This is a genomic window from Sorangium sp. So ce145, assembly GCF_051525985.1.
GTDB classification, from domain to species: Bacteria; Myxococcota_A; Polyangia; order Polyangiales; family Polyangiaceae; genus Sorangium; species Sorangium cellulosum_B.
On the sequence record NZ_CP150315.1, the window covers coordinates 8,563,425 to 8,584,242 of the forward strand.

At 72.2% G+C, this 20,818-nt stretch carries 18 protein-coding genes; 11 read left to right on the top strand and 7 right to left on the bottom strand.

Annotated features, from left to right (window positions below; all coding sequences use genetic code 11):
- Positions 1-106 precede the first annotated feature (106 nt).
- The gene (locus WMF34_RS31635; protein ID WP_437990137.1) at positions 107-541 is read left to right on the top strand and encodes a YqaA family protein; all 435 of its coding nucleotides are present in this window, start codon (positions 107-109) and stop codon (positions 539-541) included.
- A 17-nt stretch (positions 542-558) separates the two neighbouring features.
- Here the strand turns inward: WMF34_RS31635 and WMF34_RS31640 are convergent, their stop codons facing one another.
- On the bottom strand, positions 559-1,245 hold the full coding sequence (locus WMF34_RS31640; protein WP_437990138.1) for a hypothetical protein: 687 nt from the start codon (positions 1,243-1,245) through the stop codon (positions 559-561).
- Positions 1,246-1,386: 141 nt separating this feature from the next.
- Between WMF34_RS31640 and WMF34_RS31645 the strand changes: the two genes are divergently transcribed.
- The 4 genes from WMF34_RS31645 (at position 1,387) to WMF34_RS31660 (ending at position 5,111) form a co-directional block, all read left to right on the top strand.
- Entirely contained in the window at positions 1,387-2,298 is a 912-nt protein-coding gene (locus tag WMF34_RS31645; protein ID WP_437990139.1) for a hypothetical protein, read from the top strand.
- A 19-nt stretch (positions 2,299-2,317) separates the two neighbouring features.
- Positions 2,318-3,202 carry a protein kinase domain-containing protein gene (locus WMF34_RS31650; protein ID WP_437990140.1) on the top strand — a complete coding sequence of 295 codons (885 nt, stop codon included), beginning with the start codon at positions 2,318-2,320 and terminating at the stop codon, positions 3,200-3,202.
- A 62-nt stretch (positions 3,203-3,264) separates the two neighbouring features.
- Positions 3,265-4,455: a cystathionine gamma-synthase gene (locus WMF34_RS31655; protein ID WP_437990141.1), complete on the top strand. Its 1,191-nt coding sequence runs from the start codon at positions 3,265-3,267 to the stop codon at positions 4,453-4,455.
- A 95-nt stretch (positions 4,456-4,550) separates the two neighbouring features.
- Positions 4,551-5,111 (top strand): hypothetical protein, encoded by a 561-nt coding sequence (locus WMF34_RS31660; protein ID WP_012238791.1) that lies wholly within the window; start codon positions 4,551-4,553, stop codon positions 5,109-5,111.
- A gap of 46 nt (positions 5,112-5,157) precedes the next feature.
- Here the strand turns inward: WMF34_RS31660 and WMF34_RS31665 are convergent, their stop codons facing one another.
- Together WMF34_RS31665 and frr are read right to left on the bottom strand one after the other, a co-directional pair.
- Positions 5,158-6,021 (bottom strand): Stp1/IreP family PP2C-type Ser/Thr phosphatase, encoded by an 864-nt coding sequence (locus tag WMF34_RS31665; protein WP_275935412.1) that lies wholly within the window; start codon positions 6,019-6,021, stop codon positions 5,158-5,160.
- Between the two features lie 621 nt (positions 6,022-6,642).
- Positions 6,643-7,200 (bottom strand): ribosome recycling factor, encoded by a 558-nt coding sequence (gene frr / locus WMF34_RS31670; RefSeq protein WP_012238793.1) that lies wholly within the window; start codon positions 7,198-7,200, stop codon positions 6,643-6,645.
- 331 nt (positions 7,201-7,531) lie between these two features.
- Here frr and WMF34_RS31675 point away from each other — a divergent pair, with 331 nt between their 5' ends.
- From WMF34_RS31675 to WMF34_RS31695, 5 genes are all read left to right on the top strand, one after another.
- Complete coding sequence (locus WMF34_RS31675) at positions 7,532-9,016, top strand: sigma-54-dependent transcriptional regulator (protein WP_012238795.1); 1,485 nt, start codon at positions 7,532-7,534, stop codon at positions 9,014-9,016.
- A 142-nt stretch (positions 9,017-9,158) separates the two neighbouring features.
- The gene (locus WMF34_RS31680) at positions 9,159-9,632 is read left to right on the top strand and encodes a peroxiredoxin (RefSeq protein ID WP_012238796.1); all 474 of its coding nucleotides are present in this window, start codon (positions 9,159-9,161) and stop codon (positions 9,630-9,632) included.
- 5 nt (positions 9,633-9,637) lie between these two features.
- Positions 9,638-10,297, top strand: coding sequence for a DNA-3-methyladenine glycosylase (locus tag WMF34_RS31685; RefSeq protein WP_437990142.1), 660 nt, complete (start codon positions 9,638-9,640; stop codon positions 10,295-10,297).
- 76 nt (positions 10,298-10,373) lie between these two features.
- Complete coding sequence (locus WMF34_RS31690) at positions 10,374-11,567, top strand: hypothetical protein (protein WP_437990143.1); 1,194 nt, start codon at positions 10,374-10,376, stop codon at positions 11,565-11,567.
- Between the two features lie 58 nt (positions 11,568-11,625).
- The gene (locus WMF34_RS31695; protein ID WP_437990144.1) at positions 11,626-13,524 is read left to right on the top strand and encodes a DUF885 domain-containing protein; all 1,899 of its coding nucleotides are present in this window, start codon (positions 11,626-11,628) and stop codon (positions 13,522-13,524) included.
- 141 nt (positions 13,525-13,665) lie between these two features.
- On the opposite strand, the gene WMF34_RS31700 is transcribed toward WMF34_RS31695, so the two are convergent.
- From WMF34_RS31700 to WMF34_RS31715, 4 genes are all read right to left on the bottom strand, one after another.
- The gene (locus WMF34_RS31700; protein WP_012238800.1) at positions 13,666-15,258 is read right to left on the bottom strand and encodes a peptide chain release factor 3; all 1,593 of its coding nucleotides are present in this window, start codon (positions 15,256-15,258) and stop codon (positions 13,666-13,668) included.
- Positions 15,259-15,620: 362 nt separating this feature from the next.
- Positions 15,621-16,289 carry a hypothetical protein gene (locus WMF34_RS31705; RefSeq protein ID WP_044966246.1) on the bottom strand — a complete coding sequence of 223 codons (669 nt, stop codon included), beginning with the start codon at positions 16,287-16,289 and terminating at the stop codon, positions 15,621-15,623.
- 185 nt (positions 16,290-16,474) lie between these two features.
- The gene (locus tag WMF34_RS31710) at positions 16,475-18,340 is read right to left on the bottom strand and encodes an NAD(P)/FAD-dependent oxidoreductase (RefSeq protein ID WP_437990145.1); all 1,866 of its coding nucleotides are present in this window, start codon (positions 18,338-18,340) and stop codon (positions 16,475-16,477) included.
- Between the two features lie 11 nt (positions 18,341-18,351).
- A complete protein-coding gene (locus WMF34_RS31715; RefSeq protein WP_012238803.1) occupies positions 18,352-19,689 on the bottom strand; it encodes a hypothetical protein in 1,338 nt (445 codons plus the stop codon).
- A gap of 179 nt (positions 19,690-19,868) precedes the next feature.
- Here WMF34_RS31715 and WMF34_RS31720 point away from each other — a divergent pair, with 179 nt between their 5' ends.
- Complete coding sequence (locus WMF34_RS31720; protein ID WP_437990146.1) at positions 19,869-20,807, top strand: LysR family transcriptional regulator; 939 nt, start codon at positions 19,869-19,871, stop codon at positions 20,805-20,807.
- Positions 20,808-20,818 lie beyond the last annotated feature (11 nt).

Consider the following 20,818-nt stretch of genomic DNA (forward strand, 5'->3'; position numbering starts at 1 on the left):
GCGCACGCTGGCCCAGCTGGCGCTGAGCCTGTCCGCGCTCTTCGCGGGGATCGCGCTCGCGGCGCACCTCGCCCGCGAGCAGCTCGACGCGCTCGGCCGCGGGTTCGTGGACCGCTTCGGCCTCGCCGGGATGTTCGTCGGCACCTTCCTCGCCGACGCGTTCTCGTTCCCGATCCCGCCGCAGTTCTACATGCTGACCGCGATCACCTCGGGTGGCTCGCAGGTCGCGCCCCTGATCGCCATCTCGACCGCCTCGCTCGCCGGCGGCTGCACGGGTTATCGCCTCGCCGGCCGCCTCGCGCGGCTCCGCCTCTTCGCGGCGCGCATCGAGCGGACGCGACCCAGGATAGACCGGCTCTTCGAGCGTTACGGATACTGGGCGATCGCCATCGGGAGCATCTCGCCGATCCCCTTCTCGATGCTCTGCTACCTGTCCGGGCTGTACCGGATCCCGCTGCGCTACTTCTTGACCATGGTGCTGTTCCGGGTGCCCCGGCTCCTCCTCTTCTACGCGCTCATCCGGGCGGGATGGAGCCAGTGAGGCCGGCGGCGTGAGCGCTACCTGGGGCTGTCCGTCTCCTCGGGCGACGGGTTCACCCTGACGCGCTCCAGGATCTGGTCGACCATGCCGAGATCGATCCCGGAGCGCTCCACGACGTTCCTGGAGAACAGCCGAGTCGCCTCCTTCGCGAGCTCCTCGTCCGGGAGGAACGGCCGCGCGGGCGACCGCGGCGCCGGCAGGCCGATCTCCTTCTCGAGCTCGGAGATCGCCCGGATCATCTCCTGGTAGCAGGCGGAGGCGATCTGCACGGCGAACGGGAACACCTGGGCGTTGCCCCGGCCGGCGCGCACGGCGTGCAGCGTCGCGGCGGCCTGCTCGGCGAACTGGCGACTCCCGTACGCGTTGGCCATCTGCGCGTACATCGCGATGGACTCCTGGTCCGCCGCGAGGTCCTCCTCCTTCGTGCGCGGCGCTCCGGACGAGGGCGCCGACGACCACCGGACGATCATCCGCGCGTAGTCGTCGAGCGCGCGCCGCTGGAGCGCCAGTCGCTCCAAGAGCGCTTCTCGCCGCTGTCTCTGGAGCTCCGCTCTCTCCTCGTGCTCGGCCCGCCGCTCCGCGCTGAGATCCGCCGATCTCCGCGCCAGGTAAGCGCCGATGAAGAGGGCGACGCCGTTGCTGACGGCGATGAAGAGCATCTCCAAGATCTTGGGATCCATGCCGGTGCCCACGACTTCTATCACGTTCGCGCTGAACGCAGTGAGTTGCCGCAGATTGCGGAGAAAAGTTGGCCGCCGCCCTCCTCCCGTGCAGGTGCGCCGTCATCCCACAGGCGGCCGTGGCCGCGCTCGGAGCCGCGCGGGCAGGCGTGATAGGATGTCCGCATGACCGGTTCACTCGACGCCGGGGCCGGCCCGCACCTGGACGGGCTCGCGGGCCCGCTGCGCGAGGCGCTGGAGAGGAGCCTCGCCGACCGGCTCGCGCGCCGCCCCGGGGCGGAGCTCAACCTGGACAACGCGTTCTGGGGCGCCCCCGAGCCGCGCGACCTCGGCGAGGCGCTCACCCGGTTCGGCCCGACGTGCGTCAACGTCGTTGTGCGCATCTTCGAGCGACTCCGCGGCATCGACCCGACGCTCGGCCTGTGGATGCAGATCAGGTATCTGCGCAACGTCTGGTGCGGCGGGAGCGCCGGATTCAAAGTGGTCTACGTGGAGCCGGCGGCCATGCGCGAGCGCCTCGATCGCCACTTCGCGGGAACGGGCGGCCCCCGCGTGGCGCGCGACACGCTCCTCGGGGGGATCGAGCACCAGCGGGGCGCGCTGCTCGGCTCGCTCGCGGCGAGCATGGCGGAGCTCTTCCGGGGCGGCGAGCCGCTCGACGCGGACAGCTGGCGCGAGGTGCACCGGCCGGATCGGGAGGCGGTCCACGTCTGCGTCGGCAAGCACGAACCGCGGCCGCCGGAGCTCGACGACATTCACCTCGACTGGAGGTCGCCCGTGGTGGGCGTCGACGAGGAGCGCCGCCGCTGCCGGTACGGGCTCCTCATCGGCGTGGTCCACTGGGTGCAGGCGCGGTTCGGGCTCGGCAAGCCGGTGTTTCCGTTCCAGTGCATCGATGACAGGGTCGCCGCCCTGGCCGGGCGCCGCGAGGCGCCGGCGCGCTGGGCCGAGTTTGCGGCGCGCTGGCGCGACGCGCGGTGGCCGCTCGCCCTGCGCGGCGGCGCCGGCGCGGAGGAGGCGCAGACGTGGCTTCGGGAGTGCGACGAGCTCTGCGCCGCGCAGCGCGCGGACGCGTGAGAGGCCACAGGCGGCCGGCATGCCCTACCCCGCTCCCGACGGCACCCGGCTGATCGAGCACCTCGGCGCCGGCGCCACGTTCGACGTCGCGCTGGTGCGGCTCGGAGGCTCGCCGCCCGGCCCCACGCTGGTGTGCAAGCGCCTCGTCCCCGGCGTCCTCCACGAGCACGCGGGGCGGGCCGCCATGGTCCGCGAGGCAAAGGTCCTCTCCCTCGTTCGCCACCCCGCCCTGCCCGCGCTCGCGCGCGTCGGCGCCGATCGCCACGGCCCCTTCCTCCTCGAGAGCCGGCGCGAGGGCACCTCCCTCCGCGACGTGCTCGACGGATGGCGCGGCCTCGGCCGGCCGCCGCCCGCGTCGCTCATCACCCACGTCGTCAGGAGCGCGATCGAGACGCTCGCCGAGCTCCAGGAGATCGAGGACGCCGGTGGCCCGGTCCGCTTCGTTCACGGTGATCTCGGCCCTGATCACGTGCTGCTGGGCCCGCTCGGCGACATCGGCCTCGTCGACCTCGGCGCCGCGCGGTTCCGCGGCATGGATCCGGACCTCGAGACCGCCGACCGGGGCACGGTTCCCTTCGTCGCCCCCGAGATCGCCCGCGGCGAATCCCCGCCGACCCAGCGCGGCGACGTCTACTCCATGGCGGCGACGCTCGTCTCCTTCGCCACCGGCGCGCCCCTCACGCGCGCGCGCGAGCAGGCCGCGGCGCTCGTCGAGATCAGCGAATCTGGCCTCTGCCTCGACCCGCTCTCCGTCACGGACGCGCTCTCGCCGGGGCAGCGCCGAGCGCTCGCTCGCGCGCTCGATCGCGATCCGGAGCGCCGCGCCGGGACGGCGCGCGCGCTGCTCGACGCGTTCGACGCGGCCGCTCCGCGGGCCGAGGGCGGCGCCGGGTCAGCGCGCTGACTCGGCCCTCCTGCGCGCCAAAACCGTGGACGCAAGCGGCCCATGAGATAAGTCTCGCCCGCATGAAGCCCCACCTAGGTCACGACAAGCTCGGCCTCGACACGCTCGCGATCCACGCCGGACAGCCGCCGGATCCGACGAGCGGCGCGGTCATGACGCCGATCGTCCTCTCGAGCACCTTCGCCCAGGAGCGGCCGGGCCACCACAAGGGGTTCGAGTACTCCCGCAGCGGCAACCCCACCCGCAAGGCGCTCGAGGAGTGCATCGCCGCGCTCGAGGGGGGGCGCCATGGCTTCGCCTTCGGCAGCGGCTCCGCGGCGACCGCCACCCTGCTCCACACGCTCCGCCCGGGAGATCACGTGCTCTCGGGCGATGACGTCTACGGCGGCACCTTCCGGCTCTTCGACAAGGTCATGCGGCCGATGGGCCTCGCCTCGACCTCGGTCGACATGAGCGACCTCGACGTCGTCCGCAAGGCCCTCACCCCGGCCACGCGGATGATCTGGATCGAGACCCCGACGAACCCGATGCTCAAGATCTTCGACATCGCAGGGCTCGCCGAGATCGCGCGCGCGCACGGGGCGCTGCTCGTCGTCGACAACACCTTCGCCACGCCGGTGCTCCAGCGGCCGCTCGACCTCGGCGCTCACGTCGTGGCGCACTCGAGCACGAAGTACCTGAACGGGCACTCGGACGTCGTCAGCGGCGCGCTGGTCACGTCCGAGGACGCGCTCGCGGAGCGGGTCGGGTTCCTGCAGAACGCGATCGGGGCCGTCCCGAGCCCGTTCGACTGCTACCTCGTGCTCCGCGGGATCAAGACGCTCGGCGTGCGCGTGCGCCAGCAGTGCGCGTCGGCCGCGCTCATCGCCGGGAGGCTCGCCGGGCACCCCGCCGTCCAGGCGGTGCACTACCCCGGCCTCCCCACGCACGCCGGCCACGCGCTCGCCGCGCGGCAGATGCGCGCGCCCGGGGCGATGATCTCGTTCGTCGTGCGCGGCGGCCTCCCCGTCGCCTCGGGGTTCCTCGAGCGGCTCGCGATCTTCGCCTGCGCCGAGAGCCTCGGCGGCGTCGAGTCGCTCGCCGAGCACCCCGCCCTCATGACCCACGCCTCCGTGCCCGCGGCGGCGCGGGAGGCGCTCGGCATCGCCGACGGCCTCCTCCGGCTCTCGGTGGGCCTGGAGGCCACCGAGGACCTCTGGAACGACGTCGCCCAGGCGCTGGACGGCGCGCAGGGGCGCGCGGCGGGCGCGTGAGCGCGCGCGGCGCTGCCGCCGTTTGATCGCGGACCCCCGAGTACGATAGAAGCGAGGAGCGGCCTCGGGGCCGCCACCTACCACCGGAGCTTTCCATGCGTCTCGCTCGCCTCAGCTTCGTGCCCGTGCTCGGCCTCCTCCCCCTCCTCGGCCTCGGCTGCAGCGGCGCGGAGCCGCCGACCCCGCGCGGCGCATACAAGATGAACTTCGCCGACCCGGGCATCGACTGCTCCGCACCAGGGCATATTGCGACCCTTGGCGAGGTGACCGATATCCAGAAGGTCCGGCTGGTCACCGACAACGAGGACAGCGTCTCGGTCGACTGCTCCGTGTCCGGCTCGGGCACCTTCGCCGTCTCGGCGGTGACCAAGAACCCCGCCGAGGCGTCGGAGATCCACGTCAAGATCGACGCCATCTCCCCCGCGGCGACCCGTGACGCGCCGGCCACCGGCAGCATCAGCTTCTCCTCGGCGAGGACGGGCGGCCAGACCTTCTACTCCGATCCGGCGACCCCGTGTAAGTTCTGGTTCGAGAACAAGCAGGGGGTCGACGCGGGCAAGATCTGGGTCGGCTTCGAGTGCCCGGCGATGCTGAACGAAGGCGAGATATGCCAGCTCAGGCTGGGCGTCCTGGCCTTCGACAGCTGCGGAGGCTGAGCGCGCTGGCAGCTGACAGGCGGGCGCGCGGGGGGCGCCCCGCGCGTCAGCTCTTCTCGGAGCGCGAGGCCGACACCGCCGGGACCGTCGACCGATCGCCCATGCTGACCTGCTGCGAGTCGGCGGGCGGGCCGATCGTCGCGCTGTTCGGGAGCTCGGCGTCGTCCTGCTCGTCGATCCGGATCACGAGCGCCGTGATGTTGTCCTCTCCGCCGTTCTCGTTCGCCTTGGCGATGAGGCGGCGGCACATCTCCGGGACCTCCTCGGTCGAGCTCACGATGTGGAGGATCTGGTCGTCCGAGAGCATCCCGCTCAGGCCGTCGGAGCAGAGCAGGTAGACGTCGCCGGGCTGCGGCTCATCGCTGATCAGATCGACGGAGACGCTGTCGTGCATCCCGAGCGCGCGGGTGATGACGTTGCGCGGAAGCTCGGCCCGCTGCTCCTCGGTGAGCTCGGGCATCGCCATGATGTAGTCGTTGAACAGCGAGTGATCGCGCGTCAGCTGGCTGATCGAGCCCTTGCGGACACGGTACGCGCGGCTGTCGCCGACGTGGCCGACGTAGATCCGGTTCTTCTTCTTCGAGAAGAGCGCCCCCACGACCGTCGTGCCCATCCCGGCGCAGTCGCGCGACCGGATGCTGCGCTCGAAGATCTGGCGGTTCGCGACCCGGATGCCCGCCTGGAGCCGGTTCTCCTCCTCCGACAGGCTGGTGTCGAAGTGGAATGGCCAGGTGGCGTCCTCCCGCGACGTGGACCGGAAGAAGTCCGCGATCGACTCGGTCGCCAGCTTGCTGGCTACGTCCCCCGCGCGGTGGCCCCCCATGCCGTCCGCGACGATGAACAGATCGTACTCCGACAGGACGGCGTAGCTGTCCTCGTTGTGGTCGCGTTGGAGACCAACGTCCGTCATTCCTGAAGCGATCGCTCGCATAACCTCGGGAATCCTTGAGACGGCTCCGGGCCTTCGGCTTCGAACACCAACCATTTCACGCTAGCGAAAACCTGTCAAGCAGGGCCTCTCGCCCCCTAATGGGCGTCTTCAGAGTCTTCGCGCGTCTTCGCGCGTCGTCTCACGCCTTTCACGCCTTCTCACGTCACGCTCACGTCACGCCTTTCACGCCTGCGCACGCCCAACCGCCGACCTTCCTGATCCTACCGACTCCGACCGGGGGGACCGCAAGCCTCTTTTTCACTTCTTCGCTTCACGGGACGGTTCATTGTGAGCTGGGCTGGTCCCGGCCACGCCTCGCCCCGAGGCGCTCGGACGCAAGCGCCAGCGCGGGCGGCAGCCGCGGGTCGCGCGCGGGCAGGACAACGAGGCTGCAAAGCGTCGCCAGGCCGGGCCGGGCTCGGCGCGCGCGGCGTCGCGACAGGCTGGGGCGCTGCGCGGCAGGCGATGTCGCGCATCGCACGCCGCCGCGCCGCCCTCTTCGAAGGGCCCGGTTCGATCGCGGGCCGCGGGGAGGGGCGGCCGCACGGCGCTCCGGTCGACCAGGCTCGGTCGCCGTCGCCCGCACGGCCGAGGGCCCGCTCACACGTCCAGGATGTCCTTTTCCTTGCCGGCGATCACCGTGTCGACCAGCTTCGTCCCCTCGGCCACCACGTCGTCGACCTTCTTCTTGGCCCGATCGGCCTCGTCGCCGCTGACGTCGCCGTCCTTCTCGAGCGAGTCGATCATCTCGTTCGCGTCCCGGCGGTGCTTCCGGATGGCAACTTTACAGTCCTCTCCGTTCTTCTTCGTCAGCTTCACCATCTCCCTGCGCCGCTCCTCCGTCAGCGGCGGGATCGGGAGTCGGATGAGATCCGCGTCCACCTGAGGATTCAGGCCGAGATCGCTCTCCCGGATCGCCTTCTCGATCGCTTTCACCTGGTTCTTCTCCCAGGGCTTGACGCTGATGAGCCGCGGCTCCGGCACGGACACCGTGGCCATCTGCACGATCGGCGTCGGCACGCCGTAGTAGTCGACGCGGATGCCGTCGAGCATGGCCGCGTTCGCGCGCCCGGTGCGCACCTTCGCCAGGTCCCGCCGGAGAGCTTCGATGGCCTTCTCGATCCCTTCGCGCAGCTCCTTGATGACGTCCTCGAGCATGATCCGGCTTCCTCCGTGTGGGGCTCGCCCAGCCCGCCCTCTTCGCGGGCGGGGGCGGAGCTTACCGCGTATTTCCGGGCCGGCGGAGAAATCGATCCACCCGACCTCACCGGCGTCGCGGTCGGAAGAGCGCTCGCCTCCGCCTGGGCGCAGGCGGACACGCACGCGCCCGAGCGCCGCCGCGCCGTCCCCCCCGCCCCAGCGCGGAAGGCGCGGAAGGCGCGGAAGGCGCGGAAGGCGCGCGGCGGCAGCGGCGAAGGCCGCCGAGCGCGCCACCTCCACTGTCGCGATCGTGCCGAGCTGTAGTAACTCTGGGAGGCAGAGCGACCCGATGCGCGATCTGGACTGGAACAGCTTCGACGTCCTCGTCGTCGACGACGAGCAGGACAACCTCGACGCGTTCCGGTTCGCCTTCAGGAAGTCGTTCAAGATCCATTATGCGCTGGGCGGCGCCGAGGCCCTCTCGCTCCTCGATCGCCTCGATCCTGCGGTGATCGTGGCGGACCAGCGAATGCCGGGGATGAGCGGTATCGAGTTCCTCAAGCAGGCGAAGGAGCGGCGGCCCGACGCGGCGGGCGTGCTGCTCACCGCCTACGCGGACATGACGGTGCTCATCGACGCGGTCAACTCGGGCGCGGTCGACCGGTACGTCCAGAAGCCCTGGAACTCGAAGGAGCTCGCCGTCATCCTCCGGCAGGCGATCGCCGGGGTCGCCACCCTCCGGGAGAACCGGCGGCTGCGCGAGCAGCTCGCGCAGTACGCGGGCTACCTCGAGCGCGAGCAGCGGGACCCGATCGATTTCGGCGAGATCGCCGGCGAGAGCGAGGCCATGCGCGAGGTCGCCGCCCGGATCGGCGAGGTGGCGAAGGCGGCGACGCACGTGCTGATCGAGGGCGAGGAAGGGGCGGAGAAGGAGGTCGTCGCCCGGGCGATCCACGTGGGCTCCCCGCGCGAAGAGCGGCCGTTCGTCAAGGTGACCTGCGCCGCGTTCCGGGGCGACACGCTCGAGCGGGAGCTGTTCGGCTGGCGGCGAGGCGCCTTCGACGGCGCGTTCGCCGAGCGGGCAGGCCGGCTCGAGCTCGCCCACCGGGGGACGATCTACCTCGACGAGCCGGCGCCGCTCACGCCCTCGCTCCAGGCGAGGCTGCTCCGCGTGCTCACCGACGGCGAGGTCGAGCGGCTCGGGTCGACGGAGACCACGCGCGTCGACGTGCGCGTCGTGCTGTCGCTCACGCCCGGCATCGACGAGGCCTGGGCGCGCGCGGGCGTGCTGCCCGAGCTCGTCTCCCGGCTCTCGGTGTTCCCGCTCAGGCTGCCCCCGCTCCGGGAGCGGCGCGAGGACATCCGCGCGCTCGCCGAGCACTTCCTGCGCAAGGTCGCGCGGCGCAACGCCCGCGCGGCCACCGCGCTGTCGGAGGAGGCGCTCGCGAAGCTCGCGGCGTACACGTGGCCGGGGAACACGCGGGAGCTGGAGAACGTGGTCGAGCGCGCCGCCATCCTGTCGCGCGGCGACGTGATCCTGCCCGAGCACCTCGCGTTCACGGCACGCGCGCAGCCGGCCGAACCGCCCGCGCGCGCGCCCAGGGCCGCCGCGCCGGCGGAGCCGGAGGCGGACCCGGCGGGAAGAGAGCCCGCCGCGCCGGCGTGCGCGCGGCCAAGGCTCGACCTGAGCTCCCAGCTCGACGACATCGAGCGGCGGGAGCTCCTCGCCGCCCTCGAACGCTGCGGAGGCAACAAGGCGGAGGTCGCGCGGCAGTTCGGCATGCAGCGCACGACCCTCTATTACAGGCTGAAGCGGCTCGGAATCGAAGGTTGAAGAAGGTTGAAGAAGCTTGAAGGCGGTCGACGAGGGCTGGCGCTCCTCGACGACGCCCGACGGTCGCCGGCGGCCCCGCCGGGACGCCGCGGCGCGTGGCCGCGGTCGACGCCGGGGGCGACTTGCGGCAGATTGCGTCGGCATGCTGAAGGTCGGCGAGCGCGCGCCGGAGATCGACACGCTGGCCATCGACGGCCAGCGCTTCGTGCTGTCGGCGCAGGGCGGGCTCTGCACGGTCGTGTACTTCTTCCCGAAGGCCTTCACGCCCAGCTGCACCGTCGAGGCCCAGCTCTTCCGCGACAACCACGCCGAGATCGCGCTCGCGGGCGCCAGCATCGTCGGCGTCAGCACCGACGACCACAGGACGCAGTGCCGGTTCGCCGAGGCGCAGAAGGTCCCTTACCCGATGATCGCCGACCGCGATCGCAGCGTGTGCCGCGCCTACGGCGTCCTCTGGCCGCTCATCGGCCTCGCCCGGCGGATCACCTACGTCGTCACGCCCGCCCTGGAGATCGCGGCGGTCTTCCACCACGAGCTCCAGGCCAGGAAGCACCGCGACGACGTGCTCTCGTTCATCGACAAGCGCTTCCGGGCGGCGCGCCCCTCCGCGGGGTAAGCGCGGTGCCCGCCGTGCGTCCCGTCCCCGAGCCCCGCGCGCCCAGCGAAGGCGCCGCGCTCCTCGAAGGAGCGGCGCCGCTGCCGCGTGACTTCTACGCTCGCCCCGCGCTCGTCGTCGCGCGGGCGTGCATCGGCAAGGTGCTCGTCCACACGACGCCCGAGGGCACCGCCGCCGGACGCATCGTCGAGACCGAGGCGTACCGCGGCCCGGAAGACCTCGCCGCGCACAGCGCGGGCGGGCGACGGACCGTGCGGACGGAGGTCATGTTTGGCCCGGCGGGCTATGCGTATGTGTTCCAGCTCTACGGCATGCACTGGGCGTTCAACATCGTCGTGGCCTCGGAGGGAGAGCCGCACGCTGTCCTCATTCGGGCCATCGAGCCGGTGATCGGCCTCCCGCTCATGAGCCGCCGGCGAGGCGTCGCGCCTGGGCGGATCGAGCTCACCAACGGGCCGGGGAAGCTGTGCAAGGCGCTGGGGCTCGACCGCTCCGCGTACGGGATGGATGTCTGCGGAGCGCAGCTCTCGCTGCTGCCCGGCGCTGCTGGGCCCATCGGCAGGTCGCCTCGCATCAACGTCGACTATGCAGGTGCGTGGGCGAAGAAGCCGTGGCGATTCTACGAACGCGGCAATCGCTATGTCTCCGTTCCACCTCGCCATTGAGCGGGGGTGAGGGCGCGAGCGCTCGAAGCGCTCGAAGCGCTCGCGCCCGGGCCCAGGATCGCGCGACAATGGGCTCATGGGATTCTGGCCTTTCGGGGGGCGTGAACCTGCCAACGTCGAGAGCGCGTCGCAGGTTGTCACCGCGGGCACGCATCGGGAGACCCTGCGGGGAAAGTTAACGCTCTATTTCAAGGAGCCGCAGACGCGGAGCGCCGCGGACAAGGCCACGGAGCGGTGCGCGCAGATCGCCGGCGACCTGCTGCGCGAGAACGCGGAGCGCGAGGCGCTCGTCGGCAAAGAGGCGGAGCTCGCCGCGGCCATCGCGGCCCGCGCGCCGCGCGGCCTCCCGGGGCTCCGCGCGATCGAGCTCGCGTCGCTGCACGTCGTGACCGAGCGCACCACGCAGTCGCGGCGCGGCGAACCGGCGCCGCCCGTCCAGGATCCCGCGCGGATCGCGGGCGCGCGCGCGCCATCGAACAAGCCCTCTCCGGGCGGCGTGAGCCGGACCACCGGCGTGCCGCCGGCCAGCAGCCGCGCCTTGGCGCAGGCTTCCGGCGCGCCGCCGGCCGTCGGTCGCAGCACGCCGTCGAGCATCCCGCCGCCCATCAGCGTCCGCTCGCCGCCGAGCTCCGGCGCGCAACGCGCCCGCGCCGCCGGAGCGAGCGCCGCGCGGGCGTCGAGCCCGGGGCTCATCGGCTCGCCCCCCACCGTGATCGCGGCCGCGCTCGCGCCGCTCCTGCGCGACGCGTCCACGCGGCTGCTCCTCGGATGCCTGCGGGCGCACGATCTGATCATCGTGCGCCGCGTCGCGATCGATCCTGGCGCCGCCGATCAGCTGGCCGCGCTGCTGCCCGTCTCCGAGGCGCCGCCGGGTGAGTTCGAGGCGAGCCGAGCCGCCGAGATCTCCCGCTGGCACACGGTGCTCGGCTCGCCCGTGATCAGCCAGCTGCGCACGGAGTCATGCGCGATCAGCGCGCAGAAGGCCCGGGCGGCGCTGGGCGCCGCGAACATCGCGGCGGGCGTCGCGGGGGAGCTGATCGACGCGCTCTGCCGCACCGCCTTCCCGGGCCTCGCGCTGTCGAGCGCCCACGTCGATCGCTACGCGGAGCAGGATCTGAGCGAGCTGGCGGCCGAGAGCATGGCGCGCATCCTCCGGCACCCGAACTCGAGGCCGCTCCGCCTCGCGCTCGGCCCGCTGCTCGACGCGGTGCACGGCGACGTGGACGGCATCTCCCGCCTCGCGAAGGCCTCGCTCGGCAGCGCGCACTGAGGCCGACGCCCCCGCTCGGCGCGTTCCCTTCTCGGCGAGCTGGCGCTAGGAGGCGCAGGTGCGACACCATGAACTCTCCGATGAGCTCTCTTTCTCCCGCAGATCGCTCCGCGGCCACCTCTCCCTGCTCGTCGCGCTGCTCTGCGCGTGCGGGCCGGCCGAGCGCGCCGCGCCCGCGCAACCCCTCACGAAGGCGGCCGTGGTGAGCCCGGCCGACGCTCGATCCGACGCGGCGGGCGCGGGGGCCGACGCAGCGGGCGCGGAGGCCGGCGCAGCGGGCGCGGAGGCCGGCGCCGAGCAGGCGCTCGCGGCCTTGTCGGCGCGCGTGCTCGAGGCGTACCTGCGCGACGAGCCGGTCCGCGCCACCGAGGCGGGGGACCACCGGTACGACGCCGTGTGGCCGGACGTCACCGCGCAGGGCGAGGCCGCGCGCCGGCGCACGATCGAGGCGGCGCTGTCCGAGCTCGGGGCGCTGCCCGCGGCGCGCCTCGGCGTCCAGAGCCGCGTCGACGCGGCGATGATCGAGAACCAGCTGCGCTCCTGGCTGTTCGCGATCGACGAGCTCCGCGAGGCGACGTGGAACCCGATGGTGTACACGGGCCTCGTCGGCGACGGGCTCGATCCGCTGATCACGAGGAGCTTCGCGCCGCTCGAGGAGCGCCTGCGGAGCCTCGGGGGTCGCCTCTCGGGCATCCCCGCGCTCGTGCGCGCCGCGGAGCAGCGCCTCACGACGGCGCCGCCGCGCATCCACACCGAGACGGCGATCGCGCAGAACAAGGGGCTCATCGCGCTCTGCAAGTCCGAGCTCCCGGCGCTGTTCGCGTCGGCCCCGGCGCAGCAGGCCGAGCTCGAGGCGGCCGCGAGGGCGGCGGCGGCGGCGCTCGAGGGCTTCCAGGCGTTCCTCGAGAAGGACCTGCTCCCGAGGAGCAACGGCGACTTCCGGCTGGGCCGCGCGCGCTTCGAGAAGAAGCTCCGGTTCACGCTGGACGACGCGACCATCGACGTCGACGGCGTGGTCGCGAGCGCACGCGCCCTGCTCGCGGCGACGCACGCCGAGATGCTCGAGACCTCGAGGGAGCTCTGGCCGGCGCTCTTCGGGAAGCAGCCCTTCCCGAAGGTCGAGGCGCAGGACGAGAAGATGGCCGCGATCAGGAAGGTGCTCGACGCGCTCGCGGCCGATCACCCGACGAACGCGACCATCGTGAAGGCGTCCGAAAAGCTCCTCGCGGAGGCGACCGACTTCGTCCGCGCGCGCGATCTCGTGCGCATCCCGGAGGAGCCCTGCCGGGTGATCGAGATGCCCGAGTACCGCCGCGGCGTCGCGATCGCCTACTGCGATGCGGCCGGCCCGCTCGAGGCGAAGCAGGAGACGTTCTTCGCGATCGCGCCGACGCCGAAGGACTGGCCGAAGGCGCGCGTGGACTCGTTCTACCGCGAGTACAACTCGAGCATGCTCGCCGACCTCACCGTCCACGAGGCGATGCCGGGCCACTTCCTGCAGCTCATGCACAACAACAAGTTCCCCTCGAAGCTCCGCGCGGTCTTCTCGAGCGGCCCGTTCGTCGAGGGGTGGGCGGTCTACACCGAGTGGCTGATGGCGCACCACGGCTTCGGCGGCCCGAAGGTGAGGATGCAGCGCCAGAAGATGGTGCTGCGCATGTCGGTGAACGCCCTCCTCGACCACGGGGTGCACGCGGGCGCGATGGGCGAGGAGGAGGCGCTCTCGCTCATGACGAAGGACGCCTTCCAGGAGGAAGGCGAGGCCGTCGGCAAGTGGCGGCGCGCCCGGCTCACGAGCGCGCAGCTCACCACGTACTTCCACGGCTTCACCGAGATGATGCGCCTGCGCGCCGAGCACGAGCGCAAGCCGGGCTTCACCGAGCGCGCCTACCACGACCGACTGCTCAGCCACGGCTCGCCCTCCGTGCGGCACCTCCCGGCGCTGCTCGCGGAGTAGCCCTCCCACGAAGCAGAGCGACGCGCTCCCGCACAGGAGACGGGCCCAGATCGGCGTTTTCGGCGCGGAGGCGCACTCCAGTGCGCTGAGCACCGAAAACGTCGAGGTGGGCCCGTATCCGAAGCGGGTGCGCGTCGCTCGTCAGACGGGGGAGATCGAGCCGCCGAGCTCCACGAAGCGCGCCTGGGGGAACGCCTTCTGGCAGGACTCGAGCTGCCAGTCGCCCTTGAAGAGCACGACCGGGTTGCCGTGCACGTCGAGGGCGCCGTAGCCGTAGAGGTTCGACTCGAGCTCGGCGAGGGGCACCGGCTCGCCCTCGACCCAGCGGGCCAGGCTGAACGAGAGCCGCTCGATCCGGGCGTCGACGCCGTACTCGGCCGCGAGGCGGTGCTTCACGACGTCGAACTGGAGCTCGCCCACGACCCCCAGGATGGCCTCGCCCTCCCGCCCCTCGGGCGGCCGGAAGAGCTGGACCGAGCCCTCCTGCGCGAGCTGCTCGAGCCCCTTCTTGAGCTGCTTGCGCTTCATCGGATCGATCATGATGACGCGGGCGAACTGCTCCGGCGGGAACTGCGGCAGCGGGGCGTACTTCACCGGCGAGCCGCTGCAGAGCGAGTCGCCGATGAGGAAGAGCCCCGGGTCGAAGACGCCGATGATGTCGCCCGCGAAGCCGTCCTCCACGAGCGTGCGCTCCTGGGCCATGAACTGCACCGGGTTGGTGAGCCGGATGTCGCGGCCGAGGCGCACGTGGTGCACCTTCATCCCGCGCTCGTAGCGGCCGGAGCAGACGCGGAGGAACGCGATCCTGTCGCGGTGGGCCCGGTCCATGTTCGCCTGGATCTTGAAGACGAACGCTGTGAAGCGGTCGTCGTCCGGGGCGATGGGGCCCTTGTCGCTGCCGCGCGGCGCGGGCGGGGGCATGAGCTCGATGAACGCGTCCAGGAACTGCGGCAGGCCGAAGTTGGTGATGGCGCTGCCGAAGAACATGGGCGTGACCTCGCCGCGGGCGAGCTTGTCGCGATCGAGCGCGTCGCCGGCGGCGTCGATGAGCTCGATGTCCTCGCGCAGCTGGCGGGCGCCCTCCTCGTCGAGCGCCGCGACGAGCTCGGGCGCGTCGAGCGAGACGACCTCCATCGGGGCGATCTCGGCGCCGTGCGCGACGAGCTCGAAGAGGAAGACCTGCTTGCGCTCGCGGTGATAAACGCCGCGGAACTTGCCGCCCGCCGAGATGGGCCAGGTGACCGGGTAGACGCCGATGCCGAGGACCTCCTCGACCTCGCCGATCAGCTCGAACGGGTCGCGCCCGGGGCGGTCGAGCTTGTTGACGAAGGTGAAGATCGGCATCTGCCGGAGCTTGCAGACACGGAAGAGCTTCTTCGTCTGCGTCTCGACGCCCTTCGCGCAGTCGAGGATCATGATGGCGGCGTCGGTCGCCATCAGCGCGCGGTAGGTGTCCTCGCTGAAGTCGGCGTGGCCGGGGGTGTCGACCAGGCTCAGGAGCCGGCCCTTGTACGGGAACTGGAGAACGCTGGTGGAGATGGAGATGCCGCGCTCGCGCTCCATCTCCATCCAGTCGCTGACGGCGTGGGCGCGCGCCTTCTTGGCCTTCACGGCGCCGGCGAGCTGGATGGCGCCTCCGTACAGCAGGAGCTTCTCGGTTAGGGTGGTTTTGCCAGCGTCGGGGTGGGAGATGATCGCGAACGTCTTTCGACGGGCGATCTCGCGGGTGAGCATCGGGTCGGGCACAGCGGCGCGGCAGGATAGAGTCCGTGGGGGCTGCGTCAACCCAGGGGGCGACGGAGCCAGGGCGGGCGGGGGTGGTGCGCGAGCGGGCGGCGGGGGTCCCCCCACGAACTCGGGCCTTTTGGAGGGCTATTGCCGCGCTGGACGGGGGACTCGGTCCGAGAGGAGGGCGCTGCGGGGCGGGCCGGCCCTCGGGTTCGTGGGGCCCACCCCCGCCGCCCGCTCGCGCACCACCCCCGCCCGCCCTGGCTCTTTGTAAGGAGGTTTTTGGAAGAGGCGGGGGCGGACGCCGGGGTTCGTGGGCCCAGCGGCGGTCGCGCAGGACGGTTCTGTCGGGGGTTTGTAAGGGGTCGTTATTTCGGGGCGCGAAGGGAGAGGGAGACGGTGACGCCTACGGGGTCGGCGCTGGGCGTGCCGATGGGCTTGTTCTTGAGGAACTGACGGATGCAGCGCTGCGCGTCGGAGGTGACGCCCCGAGAGTCGAGGATCTCGACACCCTCGGCACGGCCACGCACCCGGACAAGGAACTGGATCTTGATGCTGCCCGACGCGCCTGAGAGGCCGCCGTGATCGGCAACACACTTCGCAAGGTCGGGGGCCACCTTTTCGAGCCGCTTGGCCACGTTCGGGACGTCGCCGTTCATGAACTCGGGCTCCTTGATCTCCACGAGAGGGAGTGGGGCCGACACGATCGATGCGTCAGGCACGCCACCGTCGATGGGGCCGGCGTCGCCGGGAACTCCGCCGTCAGGCGGGGGGGCGCCGTCAGGAGGGGAGGCGCCGCCGTCGGGAGGGGGCGGCTCGGGCTGCGGCGACGGCGGGAGCCAGCCGGCATCGGCCTCGCCCGGCTCGAGGCACCGCACGAAGCCACGGTGCGGATCCTCCAGCGCGCCGTGCGGACAGCGCGGAGCACCGCCCGCGTCAGGCGCCGCCGCCGTGATCCACCCCTGCTCCGGCGGCTCCTGCCGCGGCGGCGCGCCGCCCTCGGCGACCGCGCCGACACAAGCGCCGACAGCGCCCATCGACAGCGCCACGGAGACGGCCCACTGACCCAGACGCCCACCTGCTGCTCTCCACCGCATCGGGCGCTGTGATACTGCGGAACGGGCGCGGGTACAGGAGAAACCGCGGGGAGTTCGTCGAGGCAGCCGCGAGGCGCTCGCCGACGGCGGCGACGAACGCGGTCCCGGAGCCCGCGAAAGCGGGCTCAGAGGGCGATGTGAGCGAGCGATCCCGCCGAGGCGTCCCAGAGCGCCCGCGCCCGGGACAGGGCGTCCGCATGCGCCTTGGTCCCCTCGGCGGGCCCTGTCACGGAGATCACGCCGCTCGCGCCGAGCTCGATCCGCTCGACGCCGGCGTCCGGGAGCTCTTCGCGGAGCTCCTTCGTCAGCCGCTCGGCGATGCGCTGGAGGAGGCGCGCCAGCCGCTCGGGCGTGATGTCCCGGAACACGAGCACCTGCGGGAGAGGGAGCTCCGAGACGAGGCGAGCGCGGTCGGAGAGGCCCCGCTCGCCGAGCCGCCTCTCGACGAGCGCCGCGAATACGCTCCCGTACGCCCGGTCGACCTGCTCCCGCCGGAACCGCTCGTCGATGGCCGGTCCGAGCCGCGTCTCCAGCTGCGCGACGCCGTTCAGCCCGTTGGCGAAGCGCCCCTCGTTCTGCGCGAAGTACTCCCCGCGCGCGCGCAGGTCGCTCGCCAGCGACGCGAAATGCTCGCCCATCGTCGAGAGGGCGCGCAGCACGAGATCGGTGAACCTGAGCTCCTCCCGGATCCAACCCACGTCCGTCACCCGGTCGGCCATGAACGGCCAGACGACGAGGTTGTAGTAGTTGTTGAAGTCGAGGAGGTACTTCAGCCGATAGAGCTCGAAGCTGCCGAACACCGGATACATGCGCTCATAGAGCCGGAGCGTGCTGTCGTACTTGAACCGGTAGTACGCGTCGTAGGCCGCGACCTTCTCCTCGAACCCGGCGCGGTCGCCGCGGACGTCGGAGAGGATCATCTGCGTGATGAACTCGTTCGCGGTCGCGATGAAATCCGAGCCGGGGCTGTAGAAGGGATCGGTGAACGCGCCGGCCTCGCCTGTGACGGCGTAACGGTCGGTCGAGAAGTACTGGTCCGCGTGGTACGGCAGGTGGGCATAGCTCTGGAAATCCTCGAGCTCCGCCCCCTCGAGCAGCTCGCGCGCGGCGCGGTGGGCGCCCAGGAAGCGCTCGAACTCCGCGCGCGTGCGCGGCCCGGGCAGCGCCCCGGCCGGCGCGTTGCCCGCGCCGATCCGGTCCTTGTCGAACACGACGCCCACGCTCATCAACGCGGGTCGGGGATCCGCGTTCGCGGTCCCCTCCAGGTCGCCGGCGAGCGGGATGAACCAGATCCAGTACCCGTCGTACATGAAGTGGTTCGTCGACAGGTGGCGCGACGTGTACCGCGCGCGCGACCGCCACGCCGCGTCGGTGACCGCATCGAGCCCCGCGACGCCGCGGTAACGCCCCCACGCGGCCGCCGTGTTGAGCCGCGCCTCCTTGTGCACCTTCACGCCGAGCTTGCGGAAGAGCACGTGCCGCCGCCCGGAGGCGTCGCACACCCAGCGGCAGGCGACCTCGCGCCGCTCGCCGCCCTGCTCGTAGACGACCGTGTGCCGCCCGCGCCCGTCGATCGCGACGTCGACCACCTTGGCGCCGAGCTCGACCTCGGCGCCCGCGGCGCGGTTCATGGTCACGAGATCGCGCTCCAGCCGCGCGCGCTCGAGCTGGAAGCTCGGGTGGAACGGCATGTGGTCGGAGCCAATCTCGCTCATCCGGGGCAGCGGGAGATCCCTGTCCGGAGAGTCGAAGAAGAAGCGGAGCCCGTTCTTGGGCAGCTGGTGCTGGTAGAGGTACGTGCCGAGGTTCAGCCGGCGAACCATGTAGTTCGCCGCGACCTCCACCGTGCTCTCGCCGACCTTGTAATCCTCCATCGCCTCGGCGGCCTCGAGCACGAGGACCCCGAGGTCGGGGCACGTCAGGCGGAGCTGCCGCGCGAGGAAGCCGCCGGCGATGCCGCTGCCGATGATGACGATATCGAACGTGCGCATGACGAGAGCCCTTATACCGCGCCACCGCCCGGCGGCGCGGGCTCTCCGAGAAGCTCGGCGCGGAGCGCGCCCGGCATCGCCGCCGCCTCGTCCGGGCGGAGCAGCCCGTCGCCGTGGATGATCGACGCCGAGAGGCGACCGCCGAAGCGGCTGAAGATCACCTGGAAGCCGGGCGGCGCGACGACCGCGGGCAGCGGGTACGCCGAGCGCACCGGGAGCCCCGCGAACCGCTCCACCGTCACCGCGCCGGGGTTCGAGACGATCAGCGAGGCGAGCTCCCCCTGGAAGGGCTGATCCCCCAGCCAGCGGTAGATCGGGCCGGGGAGCCAGCGGGCCAGATCGAGCGCGGCGATCATGGCGAGATCGAGCCTGTCGCGCACCACGGCGCGCTGCTGCTCGGCGAGGCGGGCCACCGCGCGCGCGTCGTCGTGGAGCTCGTCGCGGCCGAGCGAAAGCAAGGCCATCGTGAGGTGATTGCCGAAGAGCCGCCGCGCCCCCCCCTTGGGGTCGAGCGAGAGGGGCAGCGGGATCACGTGGTGCGGCGGGGCGAAGCCGCGGCCCGCGAGCGCCCGGTCGGCGAGCCGCGTCGCCGCGATCAGCATGAGGCTCGTCTCGGCGAGCCGCGCGCGCTGGCGCACCCGGAGATCGAAGGCGCGGGTCTCCTCCGCCGAGAGCGTGAGCCGGAGGACGCGGGAGGCCGAGGGCCGCACCTGAGGACAGGCGCGCGCGAGCGACAGGATGGGCGCGCGGCCGAGCGCCAGCACGTGGGCCTTGTACGCGCGCGCCAGCGCGACCCGCTCGTCGCGGTCCATGGCGGCCAGCAGGCGCTCCGGCGCGTCGTGCCGCTCCTGCCGCGGCGGCGGGTCGTCGGGCGCGTCGCCGCTCCCGGAGCCCAGCCAGGCGGCGAGCCGATCCGCGCCCCTGCCATCCGTCAGCGCATGGTGGTGGCGGAGCACGACCGTATCGCCGTCGCCCACCTCGCGCACGACGTCGAGCGCCCACGGCCGCTCCGCGGAGGTCCGGTCCGCGAGCAGCGCCTCGAGGCGCGCCGCGCGCTCGCGCTCGCCCTCCACCTCGTGGAGGCGCAGCCCGGGAGCGCGCCGGTGGTGATCGACGACCCAGCGGGGCCGCCCCGCCCGCCCGAGCACGCTGTTGTCCAGCCGGAACCGGAGCTCGGGGAGCGCCCGGGTCGCGCGCTCGAGCCGCACCGCGAGCCGCGCCAGATCGAGGCGACCGTCGAGCTCGATCACGAACAGGCAGTGGTTGCCCGCCTGGCCGCGCGATCGCATGGCGCGATCGTTCATGAGGTGGAAGAAGTCGATCCCCCCGAGCAGAACGGGCGATGTCATGGTCTCCGCAAGGCACCGCCGATCAGGGGGGAGCCGCGCGCGACCCTAGCAGCCACGCGGGCCGCACGACAGCGCCCGCAGGCGCGGGATCACGCCTCCTCGCCCAGTACGCCGCGCGACCGCGCAAGAAAACGAAAGTATCCACACCACGGATACATGACCGATCGTATATTCCCGGAGTGAATCTTTCGGCGATCGACGTCAACCTGGTGATCGCGCTCGACGCCTTGCTGCAGGAGCGCAGCGTGACGCTCGCGGCCCGCCGGGTGGGCCTCAGCCAGCCCGCCATGAGCCACGCGCTGACGCGACTGCGCGAGCTCTTCTCCGACCCGCTGCTCATCCGGGTCGGCCGGCAGATGGCGCTCACCTCGCGCGCCGAGGCGATGACGCCGCAGGTCACCGCGATCGTCCACGATCTCGCGGGCCTCTTCGGCGAGACGACGCCGACGTTCGACCCGGCGACGAGCGATCGCGCCTTCCGGATCGCCGCCACGGAGTACGTGGAGCTCGTCCTCATGCCGCGGCTCAACGCGGCGCTCGCGCAGGGCGGACCGAGGCTCGCGCTCCACCTGCTCCCGCTCGACGGCCGCGCCGTCGACGCGCTCCGGAGCGGCGAGATCGATCTCGCGATCGGCGTCTTCCCGCAGGAGAGCCTCCCCCCCGACCTGCGCCGCGCGCCCCTCTTCGACGATCGCTTCGCGGGGCTCGCGCGCATGAGCCACCCCACGGCGCGCGGGCAGGTCGATCTCCAGACCTACGCGGCCCTCCCGCACGTCGTCGTCCCCAGGCGCGGCGCCCACGACGGGGTCGCGGACGATCTCATCGCGGCGCGCGGGATCGCGCGCCATGAGGCCATGACGGTGCCGCACGTGCTCCTCGTGCCGCACGCCATCACCGCGTCGGATCTCGTGGCGACCGTGGCCACACGCCTGGGCAGGGCGTTCTCCAGCCTGGTGCCGCTCCGCACCTTCGACCTGCCGTTCGAGCTGCCGCCCATCGAGATCGCGATGGCGTGGAGCAGCCGGACCGAGCGCGATCCCGCGCGGGCGTGGCTGCGCGGCGTCGTGACGGACACCGCCCCGAGCCCGCGGGACGCGGCCCGGCGCAAGCGCGCCTGAGGGGGTTCAGG

Coding starts and splice junctions, on each gene's coding strand:
- WMF34_RS31645 (WP_437990139.1), top strand. CDS start 1,387: ATGACCGGTTCACTCGACGCCGGGGCCGGCCCGCACCTGGACGGGCTC.
- WMF34_RS31650 (WP_437990140.1), top strand. CDS start 2,318: ATGCCCTACCCCGCTCCCGACGGCACCCGGCTGATCGAGCACCTCGGC.
- WMF34_RS31655 (WP_437990141.1), top strand. CDS start 3,265: ATGAAGCCCCACCTAGGTCACGACAAGCTCGGCCTCGACACGCTCGCG.
- WMF34_RS31660 (WP_012238791.1), top strand. CDS start 4,551: ATGCGTCTCGCTCGCCTCAGCTTCGTGCCCGTGCTCGGCCTCCTCCCC.
- WMF34_RS31665 (WP_275935412.1), bottom strand. CDS start 6,021: ATGACGGACGTTGGTCTCCAACGCGACCACAACGAGGACAGCTACGCC.
- frr (WP_012238793.1), bottom strand. CDS start 7,200: ATGCTCGAGGACGTCATCAAGGAGCTGCGCGAAGGGATCGAGAAGGCC.
- WMF34_RS31675 (WP_012238795.1), top strand. CDS start 7,532: ATGCGCGATCTGGACTGGAACAGCTTCGACGTCCTCGTCGTCGACGAC.
- WMF34_RS31680 (WP_012238796.1), top strand. CDS start 9,159: ATGCTGAAGGTCGGCGAGCGCGCGCCGGAGATCGACACGCTGGCCATC.
- WMF34_RS31690 (WP_437990143.1), top strand. CDS start 10,374: ATGGGATTCTGGCCTTTCGGGGGGCGTGAACCTGCCAACGTCGAGAGC.
- WMF34_RS31700 (WP_012238800.1), bottom strand. CDS start 15,258: ATGCTCACCCGCGAGATCGCCCGTCGAAAGACGTTCGCGATCATCTCC.
- WMF34_RS31705 (WP_044966246.1), bottom strand. CDS start 16,289: ATGGGCGCTGTCGGCGCTTGTGTCGGCGCGGTCGCCGAGGGCGGCGCG.
- WMF34_RS31710 (WP_437990145.1), bottom strand. CDS start 18,340: ATGCGCACGTTCGATATCGTCATCATCGGCAGCGGCATCGCCGGCGGC.
- WMF34_RS31715 (WP_012238803.1), bottom strand. CDS start 19,689: ATGACATCGCCCGTTCTGCTCGGGGGGATCGACTTCTTCCACCTCATG.